The 13249-nt window shown below is 67.0% G+C and carries 13 protein-coding genes; 8 read left to right on the plus strand and 5 right to left on the minus strand.

All coding sequences use genetic code 11. From position 1 onward, the window contains the following. The first annotated feature begins 17 nt into the window (after positions 1-17). Together SPHN_RS15505 and SPHN_RS15510 are read left to right on the plus strand one after the other, a co-directional pair. Positions 18-290 (plus strand): hypothetical protein, encoded by a 273-nt coding sequence (locus SPHN_RS15505; RefSeq protein WP_248524639.1) that lies wholly within the window; start codon positions 18-20, stop codon positions 288-290. 14 nt (positions 291-304) lie between these two features. Then, positions 305-1138 (plus strand): shikimate 5-dehydrogenase, encoded by an 834-nt coding sequence (locus SPHN_RS15510; protein ID WP_248524661.1) that lies wholly within the window; start codon positions 305-307, stop codon positions 1136-1138. On the opposite strand, the gene SPHN_RS15515 is transcribed toward SPHN_RS15510, so the two are convergent. Beyond that, positions 1075-1716, minus strand: a complete 642-nt coding sequence (locus SPHN_RS15515) for a DedA family protein (RefSeq protein ID WP_248524640.1) — start codon at positions 1714-1716, stop codon at positions 1075-1077. The two genes, SPHN_RS15510 and SPHN_RS15515, sit on opposite strands and share 64 nt — an antisense overlap. Before the next feature lie 173 nt (positions 1717-1889). Further along, the gene (locus SPHN_RS15520; protein ID WP_248524641.1) at positions 1890-2396 is read right to left on the minus strand and encodes a DNA-deoxyinosine glycosylase; all 507 of its coding nucleotides are present in this window, start codon (positions 2394-2396) and stop codon (positions 1890-1892) included. Between the two features lie 218 nt (positions 2397-2614). Between SPHN_RS15520 and SPHN_RS15525 the strand changes: the two genes are divergently transcribed. Next, positions 2615-4648 (plus strand): alpha/beta hydrolase family protein, encoded by a 2034-nt coding sequence (locus SPHN_RS15525; protein ID WP_248524642.1) that lies wholly within the window; start codon positions 2615-2617, stop codon positions 4646-4648. A gap of 15 nt (positions 4649-4663) precedes the next feature. On the opposite strand, the gene SPHN_RS15530 is transcribed toward SPHN_RS15525, so the two are convergent. Then, entirely contained in the window at positions 4664-5344 is a 681-nt protein-coding gene (locus SPHN_RS15530; protein ID WP_248524643.1) for a DUF1345 domain-containing protein, read from the minus strand. Between the two features lie 49 nt (positions 5345-5393). On the opposite strand from SPHN_RS15530, the gene hisS reads away from it, so the two are divergent. The 4 genes from hisS to SPHN_RS15550 all read left to right on the plus strand — a co-directional run bounded on the left by hisS (position 5394) and on the right by SPHN_RS15550 (position 10298). Next, a complete protein-coding gene (hisS, locus tag SPHN_RS15535) occupies positions 5394-6638 on the plus strand; it encodes a histidine--tRNA ligase (RefSeq protein ID WP_248524644.1) in 1245 nt (414 codons plus the stop codon). Between the two features lie 133 nt (positions 6639-6771). Beyond that, positions 6772-7845 carry a peptide chain release factor 1 gene (gene prfA, locus SPHN_RS15540; protein WP_056066153.1) on the plus strand — a complete coding sequence of 358 codons (1074 nt, stop codon included), beginning with the start codon at positions 6772-6774 and terminating at the stop codon, positions 7843-7845. 138 nt (positions 7846-7983) lie between these two features. Then, positions 7984-8787, plus strand: a complete 804-nt coding sequence (gene prmC, locus SPHN_RS15545) for a peptide chain release factor N(5)-glutamine methyltransferase (protein ID WP_248524662.1) — start codon at positions 7984-7986, stop codon at positions 8785-8787. 257 nt (positions 8788-9044) lie between these two features. Beyond that, complete coding sequence (locus SPHN_RS15550) at positions 9045-10298, plus strand: DUF4167 domain-containing protein (RefSeq protein WP_248524645.1); 1254 nt, start codon at positions 9045-9047, stop codon at positions 10296-10298. A 263-nt stretch (positions 10299-10561) separates the two neighbouring features. Here SPHN_RS15550 and SPHN_RS15555 read toward each other — a convergent pair whose 3' ends face one another. After that, positions 10562-10840 (minus strand): hypothetical protein, encoded by a 279-nt coding sequence (locus SPHN_RS15555; protein ID WP_248524646.1) that lies wholly within the window; start codon positions 10838-10840, stop codon positions 10562-10564. Positions 10841-10914: 74 nt separating this feature from the next. On the opposite strand from SPHN_RS15555, the gene SPHN_RS15560 reads away from it, so the two are divergent. Further along, complete coding sequence (locus tag SPHN_RS15560) at positions 10915-11346, plus strand: CBS domain-containing protein (protein WP_248524648.1); 432 nt, start codon at positions 10915-10917, stop codon at positions 11344-11346. 15 nt (positions 11347-11361) lie between these two features. On the opposite strand, the gene SPHN_RS15565 is transcribed toward SPHN_RS15560, so the two are convergent. Beyond that, positions 11362-12909: a lipopolysaccharide biosynthesis protein gene (locus SPHN_RS15565; protein WP_248524650.1), complete on the minus strand. Its 1548-nt coding sequence runs from the start codon at positions 12907-12909 to the stop codon at positions 11362-11364. Positions 12910-13249: the final 340 nt, after the last annotated feature.

Consider the following 13249-nt stretch of genomic DNA (forward strand, 5'->3'; position numbering starts at 1 on the left):
TCAAGGAGTGCATAGGCATGGCCGAAGACCGGTTGGACATCGATCTGAAGACCGTCGAGGACAATAGCGACCTGCGCCAAGTCGAGTTCGAAGGCGAAGTGAGCGACGAGCGGTATCAGTTCGCGGTGCAATATGACGTGCTCGAAGCGCTGAGCACGGTCGCGCCGGAAGGCGATGTCGTCGCGCTTTTCAAGCGACACGCTGACGAGATCGCCGGCCTCGGCGTGGTTGCGCTCGCCCGCGACCCGGATCAGGAGATCGTCGTGATCAGCGAGAACGATCTCAATTGACGAATGTGAAGCAGGTGGGCGTCAAGCCTCCGATCGGCCGCGAAACCCGCCTTTGCATGTCGCTGGCGGCGCGGCCCGGCAATTTTGGATCGCGGTTCCACAACCGCCTCTACGAGGTGCTCGGACTCGATTACGTCTACAAGGCGTTCACGACCGACGATCTGGCCGGCGCGGTCGGCGGTATTCGCGCGCTCGCCATTCGTGGGTGCGCGGTGTCGATGCCGTTCAAGGAGGCGGTGATCCCGATGCTCGACGTGCTCGATCCCTCGGCGCGGGCGATAAGCAGCGTCAATACGATCGTTAACGATCGTATTGACGGCGTGGGCGTGCTGACCGGGTTCAACACCGATTATACGGCCGTCCGGCTTTTGCTGGGATCGCACGACATCGACCCGCGGATGCGCTTCATCCTGCGCGGATCGGGCGGGATGGCGAAGGCGGTGGCGACGGCGTTGCACGATGCCGGGTTTGCGAACGGAACGATCGTCGCCCGCAACGAGAGGGCAGGGCGCGCGCTCGCAGAGACGCATGGCTATGACTGGGCCGCCGAGCCCGACGCGGCGGGGGCACCCCTGCTGGTCAACGTGACGCCGCTCGGCATGGCCGGTGCGGACGCCGACGTGCTGGCGTTCGACGCGCCGTTGATCGCTGCGTGCGAGGTGGCATTCGACGTCGTGGCACTACCTGTCGAGACGCCGTTCCTCGCCGCGGCGCGTGCGGCAGGCAAGCGCGTCATCACCGGGGCGGAGGTTGCTACGTTGCAGGCGCTGGAGCAGTTCGTGCTTTATACGGGCGTTCGTCCGGATCGATCGACTGTGGAGGATGCCGCGGCGTTCGCGCGCGCCTGACCCGAAGCGGTTTTCCGCGCGTGCCGCCCGCGCCAGAACCGGACGCAGGCGGTCACCAGGGCCATTACGGCAATCAGGATCGCGACGCCGAGCAGCTTCTGTCGTGGCATGATCCGGCCGACCAGAGCAATCAGGCCGTCGCCGAACACATAGCCGATCCCGGTGAAGAGCACGCCCCACACCAGCGCGGAAATCGCATTGAGCACCACGAAGGTGCGTGCGGGAACATGCGAGGTCCCGACCGCGATCGGACTTATGGTGCGCAGGCCGTAGAGGAAGCGGAAGCTGAGAATGAATAGGGTCGGATGGCGATCGAGCGTGTCGAGCGCCTTGGCGAAGGTCGGTTTCTCGGCGATCCGGCGGACCAGCTTGGTATCGCGGTAACGGCGACCGGCGAAGAAGAAGAGCTGGTCGGCGAAGAAGGATCCGGCCACCGCCGCCGCCGCGCTGCCGGCCAGCGGCAGCATATGCTGGTGGGCCAGCAAGCCGCCGGTGACGACGCTGGTCTCGCCCTCGAACGCGGCGCCGAGGAAGATCGCGGCAAGGCCGTATTGGGCGATGAAGCTTTCGATCGACATCCGCTGCCCTTGCCGGAGAGCACGGGGTTAAGCCAGCCGTGGTTGCTCGTCGCGCCGAAGCATTGCGCCCCTTGGCCGTGTCGCTCGTGCGGTGCAGATCGGGTCGGCAAAGCCGTGGCGGAAGGCGGGGACCATGGGGTCGTAAAGGGTGGTCCTGCGTCTCGGCTGGGGCGCTAGGCGGGCGGGCCTAGCAGGAACGCGGCGAGTGCGCTCCAGGCGGGCTGCTTTGCGGCGATGCCGACGGTGTGAAGCGGGCTGCTGGAGGGGAGCGCGACGATCTCCGGTCCGATAAAATCGCGGCCTAACAGCTTCATGCCCTGTTTCAGCGCCGTGCCCCCGTTGAACGCGATCGCGCGCAGGTGCGGGAGTGTCGCGACGAGGCCGGCGATGTCGTTGCCCTTGATATCGTTGATCGCGGCGTCGGTGCTGCCTGGGCGGCTGGCCGATCCGATCACGTCCCAAAGCGCGACCCGATGCTCGCGCAGCACGGCGAGGCGATCGTCATAGGCGAGCGCGACGAGGTCGCGTCCCACGACCGGCGACAGCAACTGCCAGAACTGGTTCTGGGGATGCGCGTAATAGCGCTGTGCGGCGAGCGAGCGGTCGCCGGGCAGACTGCCCAGGACGAGAAGGCGGGCATCGGGCGAAACGATCGGGGGGAAGGAGTGTTTGAGGGGCATGGAGCGGACCTAGCGGGGTCATGCACGAACACCGATCGCAAAATGGCGTTCCAACGATTCCATCACCCAGGCAGAGGCCGGGGGGCGAACCGGTGGATGTCGCAAACTGGTGGCTGGATGGCGTTAGGGCAACCTCTTCAACCGCGGCCCGGCTAAACAAGCCCCGGCCAGATCCCGGCGATTGCGCGCGCTCCCGCATGCGTTCTATCAAGCGGCCCATGAAGATCATGCTCTCCGCCAGCCTTGCCGTGCTCGCCCTTGCGAGTGTTCCTGCCGCCGCCCGGCAACTCACCATCGACGACGTGACGATGCTCAGCCGCGTCGGCGCGCCGACTGCGTCGCAGGACGGGCGCTGGCTCGTCTGGGCGCAGCGCGAAACCGATCTTGCCGCCGACAAGGGGCGCTTCGATCTCTGGCGGCTCGACCTGAGCAAGCCCGGCGCCGCGCCGGTGAAGCTGCTCGCCGATCCGCAGGTCAACGAGAACGACCCGCAGATCGTCGGCAGCACGGTGTATTTCACGTCCGACAAGGGCGGCGAGGATGCGGTCTGGTCGGTGCCCGTCACCGGCGGCACGCCGCGCAAGCTGACCGCTTTCAAGGGCGGGTTCAGCGGCTTCAAGGTTGCTCCGACCGGCGACAAGATGCTCGTCTGGGCGGATCGCACGCCGGGTGCGCCGAGCCTCGAACCGGCGATGGTGAAGAAGGACCCGAACGCTGGGGCCGGGCGGACCTACGACCAACTGTTCGTACGACATTGGGATACGTGGGCGGACGGCACGCGCTCGCAGCTGTTCGTCCTGCCGCTGACCCCCGCAGGCGCGACCGGCAACGGCGTTCCGCTGGTCGGTGCGCTGGTCGGCGATGCGCCCTCCAAGCCGTTCGGTGGCGGCGAGGAAGTCTCGTGGAGCCCGGACGGCCGCACCGTCTATTTCGCGATGCGCGAGGCTGGCCGGATCGAGGCGCTGTCGACCAATCTCGACATCTTCTCGGTGCCTGCGGACGGCTCGACCGCACCGGTCAACCTCACCGCCGCCAACAAGGCGACCGACAACCTCCCGACGGTATCGCCCGATGGCCGCATGCTCGCCTATTTCGCGATGCGGCGGCCCGGGTTCGAGGCGGATCGCCAGGTTCTGACGCTGCGCGACATCGCCAGCGGCAAGACGTTCTCGCTGACCGAGCGCTGGGACCGGTCGGTCGGCTCGATTGCGTGGGCGCCCGACTCGAAGTCGCTCTACGTGACGGCGGACGACACGCAGGAAACCCCGCTGTTCCGCGTTGACGCGGCCAGCGGCGCGGTCACGCGGCTGACCCAGGAGGGCCATGTCAGCGCGGTTGCGATTACCCCGCGTGGGCCTGTGGTGGCGATCGACAGCCTCACCGCACCCGCCGATTTCTACCGCGTCGCGGGCACTGGTGCGCCGCAGCGCCTAACCCAGGTCAACGCGACGAAGCTCGCCGGGATCGACATGCCGACCGTCACGCGGTTCAACTTCAAGGGCGCGAACGCCGACACCGTCTGGGGCTATGCGGTGAAGCCGTTTGGAGCCGCGGGGAAAGTGCCGATCGCGTACATGGTCCATGGCGGGCCGCAGGGATCGAGCAACAACAGCTGGTCGTATCGCTGGAACCCCGCGGTGTTCGCGGGGGCCGGCTATGGCCTGGTCGCGGTCGATTTCCACGGGTCGACCGGCTACGGGCAGGGCTTCACCGACGCGATCAGCAACAACTGGGGCGGCTGGCCGCTCGAGGATCTGCAAAAGGGGCTGAAGGCTGCGACCGACAAGTTCGCGTGGCTCGATGCGGACAACGCGTGCGCATTGGGCGCGTCGTACGGCGGCTATATGATGAACTGGTTCGAGGGGCAGTGGCCCGATCGCTTCAAGTGCATCGTCCAGCATGACGGCGTGTTCGACGCGCGCGCGATGGCGTACGAGACCGAGGAGCTCTGGTTCGACGAATGGGAGCATGGCGGCAAGGCCTATTACGAGGACCCGCAGGCGTTCGAGAAATGGAACCCGGTCAACTACGTGGCGAAGTGGAAGACGCCGATGCTGGTGATCACCGGCGAGAAGGACTTCCGCATTCCGTACACGCAGGGGCTGGCGGCGTTCACCGCGCTCCAGCGGCGCGGGATTCCGTCGCGGCTGCTGGTCAATCCGGGCGAGAACCACTGGGTCTTGAAGCCGAAGAACTCGCGGCAATGGTATGGCGAGGTGCTGGGCTGGATGGGGAAGTGGACGGCGAAGTAACCCGGCGGGTAGCGCTCACCGGCTTCCGAGCACGTTGATCGTGAACGCCAGCACGCCGATGTTGAACACGAACGCCGCCATGCACTGGCCCAGCGCGGTCTTGCGCACGCGGCGCGACGTGATGTCGACGTCGGAAGTCTGGAACGTCATGCCGAGCGTGAACGCGAAATAGGCGAAGTCCCAGTAATCGGGCTCGTCGCACTTAGGGAAATCCAGGCCTTTCGCGTCTTCGCCCTCAGTACCGCCGTCCTCGCCCGCGTCGCTATAATATTGGTGCGCGTAGTGGAGCGTGTAGATCATGTTCGAGAACAGCCAGGCGAACACCAAAGTGGTCACCGCGAGGACGATCGCGAGCATGTCGGTCTTGCCCTGCAATTCCTTTGCTACGGCGACCAGGATGACCAGCAGGATCGTCACGCTGAACGCGAGCAATACCCCACGATTGGCGTCGTTCTCGTCGGCGGCGCGGCGCATGCGATCGGCGGTGGCGTGGCGGAACAGCGTCGAGACCGCGATCAGGAAGACGAGCGCGGCGATGTCGAACGCCGCCATCGTGCCGCGACCGAGGCCGAGCATCGGGATCAGCACCGCCAGTCCGACCGCGAAGACCAGGCCGAACAGGATGAAGCGCGGCGGCGCGATGCGCTGGCCCAGCCCCCAATATCTGGCCCGGTCGGATCCGGCGGGATTGCTCATGCCACAGCGCTAGCGCTTCGGGAGGACGTCGCCTAGATACGCGCGCATCATGGCAAGAATAGAAACCCCGCGCCGCATCCGAGGCACCCAGGACATTTTCGGCGACGAGCAGCGCCGCTTCGCGCACGTCCTCGCCACCTTCGAACGCGTGCGGGCGCTGTATTGCTTCCAGCGCGTTGATATCCCGGTGTTCGAATCGACCGCGGTGTTCGCGCGCTCGCTGGGTGAGACGACCGACGTCGTGTCGAAGGAAATGTACACGTTCGAGGATCGCGGTGGGGATTCGCTCACGCTCCGCCCGGAGTTCACCGCCGGCATCGCGCGCGCGTACCTGACCGAAGGCTGGCAGCAGTTCGCACCGCTGAAGCTCACCACCAGCGGCCCGGTGTTCCGCTACGAACGCCCGCAAAAGGGACGCTTCCGCCAGTTCCACCAGATCGATGCCGAGGTGATCGGTGCCGCGGAACCGGCGGCGGACGTCGACTTGCTCGTGCTGGCGGACCAGTTGCTCCGCGAACTCGGCATTTCCGAGGGCGTGACGTTGCAGCTCAACACGCTGGGCGACGCGGCGACGCGCGATGCGTGGCGCGAGGCGCTGGTGGCGCATTTCGAGGCGCATCGCGGCGAGCTGTCCGAGGACAGCCTGACCCGGCTCGAGAAGAACCCGATGCGCATCCTCGACTCGAAGGACCCGCGCGACCGCCCGATCGCCGACAGCGCGCCGGATATCGATGCGTATCTGACGGACGAGGCACGTGCGTTCTTCGAGGCGGTGACCGCCGGGCTCAATGCGGCGGGCGTCGCATGGGAGCGCAACGCGCGGCTGGTCCGCGGCCTCGATTACTACCGCCACACCGCGTTCGAGTTCGTCACCGACCGGCTGGGGTCGCAGGGCACCGTGCTGGCGGGCGGCCGATATGACGGGCTGATCGGCTCGCTCGGCGGGCCGGAGACGGCAGGCGTGGGCTGGGCCGCGGGGGTCGAGCGGTTGGCTATGCTGCTGGAGGAGCCGGCGGCGGCAACGATCGACGCGGTCGTTGTGCCGATGGGGCCTGAGGCGGAAGCGCGCGCGACCGGTATCGTCGCCGATCTGCGGCGGGCTGGCTTGGCAGTCGAGATGGCGTACAAAGGCAAGATGAAGGCGCGGATGGCGAAGGCGGATGCGCTCGGCGCCCGGTTCGCGATCATCATCGGCGACGACGAACTCGCCAAGGGCGTGGCAGCGGTAAAGACGCTCGGCGCAGGGACGCAAGCCGAGGTCGCGTTCGCCGATCTGGCGGAGGCGCTGCGTTGAACGTCGCCCCGTCTGCCGGCTCGCCCCCCACCCGTCATCCCAGCGAAAGCTGGGATATCCCGGTTGGCGGACGCAGCACCCGCCCCAGTGAGGTCCCAGCTTTCGCTGGGATGACGGGTGGGGTGGCTGAAGCATGACCCAAATCTCCCCCGACCGCATCCGCGCGATCGAGGCGCGGCGTGACGAGCTGCAGGCGCTCATGTCGACCGGCGATCTCCCTTCCGACCGCTTCGTCGCGGTGTCGAAGGAATATGCCGAGCTCGAACCCGTCGCCCAAGCCGCCACCGAAGTGCGCCGGTTGCGGCAGGAGGCGGAGAGCCTCGCGTTCATGGCCGACGATGCCGATGACGAACTGCGCGCGATGGCGTCCGAGGAGCTGCACGAGAACCGCACGCTGCTCGAAACCGCCGACCGCAAGCTCGCGCTCGCGCTGCTGCCGCGCGATGCGGCCGACGAACGCGCCGCGATGCTCGAAATCCGCGCCGGCACCGGCGGCGACGAGGCGGCGCTGTTCGCGGGCGATCTGTTCCGCATGTACCAGCGCTATGCCGAATCGCAGGGCTGGCGGGTCGAGATGATCTCTGGCTCGTCGTCCGACGCGGGCGGCTTCAAGGAAGTCGTCGCCAGCGTCACCGGGCAGGGCGTGTTCGCCAAACTCAAGTTCGAAAGCGGCGTCCACCGCGTCCAGCGCGTGCCCACCACCGAGGCTGGCGGGCGGATCCACACCTCGGCGGCGACCGTCGCGGTGCTGCCCGAGGCGGAGGAGGTCGACGTCAAGATCGATGACAAGGATCTGCGCATCGACGTCTATCGCTCGTCGGGCCCCGGCGGCCAGTCGGTCAACACGACGGACTCGGCGGTGCGTATCGTCCACATCCCGACCGGGCTGACGGTGATCCAGCAGGACGAGAAATCGCAGCACAAGAACAAGGCCAAGGCCCTCCGCGTGCTCCGGACCCGGCTGTACGAGGCGGAGCGCGATCGGTTGCATGCCGAGCGGGCAGGCGCGCGGAAGTCGATGGTCGGTTCGGGCGATCGCTCGGAGCGCATCCGCACGTACAACTTCCCGCAGGGCCGCGTGACCGATCACCGCATCAACCTGACGCTGCACCGCCTGCCGGAGATCGTCGCGGGCGAGATGGACGAACTGATCGGCGCGCTGGTCGCGCAGGATGAGGCCGACCGGCTGGCGCAGCTGGATGGCTGAGCCCGCCCCAGCCGCGACGGCATTCCCCTTCCGCTTGCGGGAGGGGTTAGGGGAGGGGCGCTCCACAAACGCCACCGCCCGGTGATCGCCCCTCCCCCGACCCCTCCCGCAAGCGGAAGGGGAGCAGTCAGCGCAGCCATCGCCACCGCCGCGGCACAGTTTGCGTTCTCCGCCACCCCCCGCCTCGACGCGGAACTCCTGATGGCGCACGCGCTCGGCGTCGAGCGTAACGCCATCCTCCTCGACCCGACCCGCTACACCGTCCCCGCCGCCTTCGCCCCCCTCGTCGAACGCCGCCTCAGCCACGAGCCGATCGCCTACATCACCGGCACCCGCGGCTTCTGGTCGATCGACCTCGCCATCGGCCCCGGCGCGCTCGTCCCCCGCGCCGACAGCGAAACGCTCCTGATCGCCGCCCAGGCGCACTTCGCCGGCCGCGCGCCCGCGACCGTGCTCGACCTCGGCACCGGCCCCGGCACGCTGCTCCTCGCTGCCCTCGACGAATGGCCCGCCGAAGGCCTCGGCGTCGACTATTCCCCCCAAGCGCTCAGCTACGCCCGAGCTAACGCCGCAACCCTCGGCATGACCGACCGCACCCATTTCGTCCGCGGTAGCTGGGCCAGCGCCATCTCGGGCCAGTTCGACCTGATCCTCGCCAACCCGCCCTACATCGCCACCGACGAGACGCTCCCGCGCGAAGTCCACGATCACGAACCGCACGCCGCTCTGTTCGCCGGCCGCGACGGGCTCGACGACTACCGCATCCTCGCCGCACAGCTCCCGGCGCTGATCGCCCCCGGTGGCGCAGCGGTGATCGAGATCGGATCGACCCAAGGCGCGCCCGTCACGGCGCTGCTCGAAGCCCAAGGTCTTCGCGTCGCGCTCCACCACGACTATGGCGGCAACCCCCGCGCGCTCGTCGCCACCAAAGCCGCGCCTTGAAGAATATGGCGCGAATACGTACATTTCGCTTGTAGTAGGCCCTTCGGGGCCGCTATCACGTGGGCAGGGGCACGCACTCTCGACATTATGGTCGGTTTTGAGCGTTGACCCGCATCCTTCGCCTTGAAGTCGCTGCAGTCCGGCGGCCCTGGGAAGTCCGACCAGCGATCTCGAACGGATCATCGCTGCGCGGCGGGGGGTTTGCACCGCATTTCGGAGCACGACCAGATTTTGGTTCGACGACTGAGGACACAAGCTTGATCAACAACCGGCAAGCCGGCCGCCGTCGCGGTCGTGGCAACAATAATAATGGCGGCGGTGGTGGCGGTGGCGGTCAACGCCAAGGTGGCGGCGGCGGTCAGAACGGTCGCGACACCGGCAACCGCATCGACAGCCGCGCGCGCGGCAACGCGAGCCAGCTGTACGAGAAGTACAAGAATCTCGCGCGCGACGCACAGATGCAGGGCGACCGCGTCAACATCGAATATTACCTCCAGTTCGCGGACCATTATTTCCGCGTCCTGAGCGAAACCCGCGCCCGCTTCGAAGAGAGCCAGCCGCAGGCGCAGCAGCAGCCGCGTCGCCAGCAGCCCTTCGATCTCGACGGCGACGACGATTACGGCGACGAGGGCGAGCCGATCCGTTCGGGCGAGCAGCAGGGTGCGCCAGATCAGAACCGGGCCGAACAGAATGGCGGCCAGCAGAATGGCCAGTACCAGAACGCGCCCCGTCAGAATCGTGAGGGCCAGAATCGTGAGGGCCAGAGCCGCGACAACCAGAGCCGCGACAACCAGAGCCGCGACAACCAGAACCGCGAGGACCGGCCGCAGCGCGAAGACCGTCCCCAGCGCGAAGAGCGCCCGCGGTACGAGAACAACCGCTACGAAGGTCAGCGTAACGAGGGTCCCCGCAGCGAAGGCCAGCGCGAGGACCGCGTTCGCGGGGATTCGCAGCGCAACCAGCAGCGCAATCAGCCGCGCGACGACCAGAATGGTGAAGAGCAGGGCCAGGCGCGTGAAGCGCAGGCTCGGGACAACCAGGATCGAGACAGTCAGCCCCGTGAAACGCAACAGCGCGAGCCGCGCGGCGATACGCGCGACATGCCACAGCGTGAGACGATCCGCCGTACCCCACGCGCCAACGCGGCGCAGGCTGGCGAGAGCGGCGCGAACCCGGATGCAGACGCGCAGCGCCCGGTGATTGAGACGGCGAACGACTCGGCCGACGCACCGCAGGCTGCGGCAGTGGAAACCATCGCGTCCGCTACCGATGAGACGCCGCGCCGTGGCCGTGGTCGACCACGCCGCGACCGGAGCCTCGATGCACCGGCGACCGATGACAATGCCGCACCGGCCGCGTTCGACGCGGATCGCCTGCCGCCGTCGCTCGGAATCTCGGCAACGGTCGCGCCTTCGCCCGCGCCCGACGCGGCACCGAGCGATACGGCGACCGAGGAAAAGCCCCGCCGCCGCCGCGTTCGCGCAGTGCCGGATGAGGTGCAGGCGGGCTAAACCTCGCGCTGGCATCGGCCGATAGCTGAAGAAAAGGGTCGGTACCGCCTCGCGCGGTGCCGGCCTTTTTCTTTGAAGAGCGTCATTGATCGGAGGACGCGCGCAATGCCTTTCGTCTCCCCCGCCCGCTTGCGGGAGGGGGCCGGGGGTGGGCTCGCGCCATCCACGTCCGCACCGGTCGAGAGCGCGTGCTCACCCCAGCCTAAGCTCCAGCCCGAGCCCTCGCCGCACGAAGGGGGGCCGCACTCTCAACGCCGGCCCCGTCAGTCGATCCGGGTCACGTCCTCGTCATGCCCGCTGCCCGAACTCAGAAACGCCAACCCCATCAGCAGGCCGGCCATCATCACCGATCCGCCGACCCCGCCGATCACCGCGAGCATCGTCACCAAGTGAAGCGGCCCCTGGATATGCGCCATCGCGACGATGATCGCGGCGACGATGATCGCGGCGGCCAGCGTCATCCACGCCATGATCCCGCGGAACCGCGCCCAGGCAAAGGCGGCATAGTCCGGGTCGTCCAGGCCGGGGGGTGGATCGCTCATTGCTTCCCATTGCCGCGCAAACATGGTTTCTTCAATCCACGCGCGACCAAGACGCGGGCGATGGAGAGGCGAAGATGACGATCGCGGCAATCCTGAACGGCAAAGGGGCAGCGGACGTCCAGTCGCTGCATCCCGATTCGACGGTGGCGGGCGCGGTGGCGCTGCTTGCGGAGAAGCGGATCGGCGCAGCGCCGGTGATCGAGAACGGCCGGGTGGTCGGGATATTTTCCGAACGCGACGTGATTCACTGCCTGCAGGCCGATGGCGCCGCCGCGCTGGATCGTCGGATCGGCGACGTGATGACGACCGCGGTGAAATCGATCGGCTCCAACGAATCGGCGATCGGTGCGCTGTCGCTGATGACGCAGCGCCGGATTCGTCATCTGCCGGTGATCGACGGCGACACTTTGGTCGGCTTCGTGTCGATCGGCGATCTCGTCAAATACCGGATCGACCGGATCGAGGCCGACGCTGCGGCGATGCGCGAATATATCCAGTCGGCGTAGCGTAAGCGCGCCCGATCAGGCGGGAAGCGGCTGCTTCCGGGCGATCGCGATTACCTCGCGGATCGTCGCGCGGGCGAAGATCAGCATCCAGCCGGCATAGACCACGACGCCGATCGGCACGAGGATCGCCAGCCGCCAGGGCGCGTCGAGCGGCGGCAGGGTGCGGTCGACCAGTCCGACCACCAGCGCCATCGCGATTCCGGCGAACACCGGCGATGCGACCGCGGAGGCTACATCCCGCGCACGCACGCCGATCACCGGCAACGTCCGCCAAGCGCTGATCGCCAGATACAAGGGATAGGCGGCGATCCAGGCGATCGCCATCCCGGTCGGTCCCCACTGCACACCGATCAGGAACGCGATCGCCAGAATGACGGCCCCGGTCGCGCCGTTGCGCACGCCGACCCCGGGCCGGCCACGCGCATCCGATGCCGGCGTGAACAACACCTGCAACGTCATGAACGGCATTGCGAGCGCCAGCAGGTGGACGACGGGTGCGGTCTCGCGCCATTTCTCGCCCAGCATCGTCAGCACGAGCGGTTCGGAGGTCGCCGCCAGCCCCATGTAGAACGGCATCGCCACGATCATCACCATCCGCACGCCGCGCACGAACGCGCGGCCGATCGCGTCGGGGTCGTGCTGCATCCGGGCATAGGCCGAGAACGCGACCTCGTTCAGCGGCGGCACGAACTTCGAGACGAAGATCTGCGTCAGGAACAGGCTGGTGGTGTAGATGCCGAGCATATGCGGGGAGAAGCTGCGCCCGGCGATGAACACGTCGGCCTGGCTTTGCAGGAACCAGAACAGCTGGCTCGCCGCCATCACCCCGCCATAGCGCGCGATCGTGCCGGCACCGCGAAAGTCGAAACTCGGCCAGACCAGCGAGCGCGCCGACCACGTCATCATCGCCCCCCGCACGCTGAACAGCACAACCGGCGCAACCACCAACGTCCACACGCCGAGCCCGTAGAGCGCGCCGCCCAACGCCGCACTTGCGGAGGCGATCGACGCGGTAATGTTGGCCTTGGCCTGATGGCGGAAATCCATCGCACGCGAGAGCAACGCGTAGGGCAGCGCGATGAACGGCGTCGTCAGATACAACAGTGCCTGGACGCGCAGCATGTCGCCGACGATCGGCTGGCGGTAATACGCGGCTGCGAGCGGCGCGAGCGAAAGCTGCGCGATCGCCAGCGCCACGTTGAGCACGATCAGCATCCCGAAAAGCTGGCGTACTTCGCGGTGGCTGATCTCCTTCTGCTGGATAAGCCCGCTTGCCAGCCCATAGCCGTTGAGCATCGCCATGAAGGTCAGGATCACCTGGCACATCGCGAACAGACCGTAATCCGCGGGGGCAAGGATCCGGATCACCAGGAAGGTGGCACTCCACTGCACCAGCTGCGCGACGATCTGACTGCCCGATCGCCAGATCAGTGCACTGCGGACCTGCACCGCAAACGAGGACTGATCGCCGGCGGGCACGGCCGCCGATATCGGCGCGGACACGAGCGCGGAAACGGGAGTAGGCAGGGGGGCGGGAGTCGCAGGATCCATCGTGTCGGTCATGTAGCGATATGTGCCTTCACAACGAATTAAGGCGATGTCTTGAAACGGGAGGCTTCGTTGGATCGACATCCATAACGACAAGCCCCGGGAAAATCGTACTTTTCTCCAGCGTCGTGAAGGCTGGGGTTCGCCGCTCAAGGGCGTCCTAAACACGCGGAGCCGAGAAAATTGCCACAAAAGTGAAATTTGCGTTTGACGGTTCTGCGAACCCCGCCTAGAGGGGTGTCACCGCAGCGAACGGCCACACGGTCTGGACGCAGCGGTCGCAAAAAACCAGATGCTCCAAATCTTCCGCAAGGGAGGTTATGCGAGTGTCGGTATTTTTGTCGGCTCTTTGACA

Origin of the sequence: Sphingomonas faeni (genome assembly GCF_023195535.1) — a bacterium.
In the GTDB taxonomy this organism is placed as follows: Bacteria; Pseudomonadota; Alphaproteobacteria; order Sphingomonadales; family Sphingomonadaceae; genus Sphingomonas; species Sphingomonas faeni_B.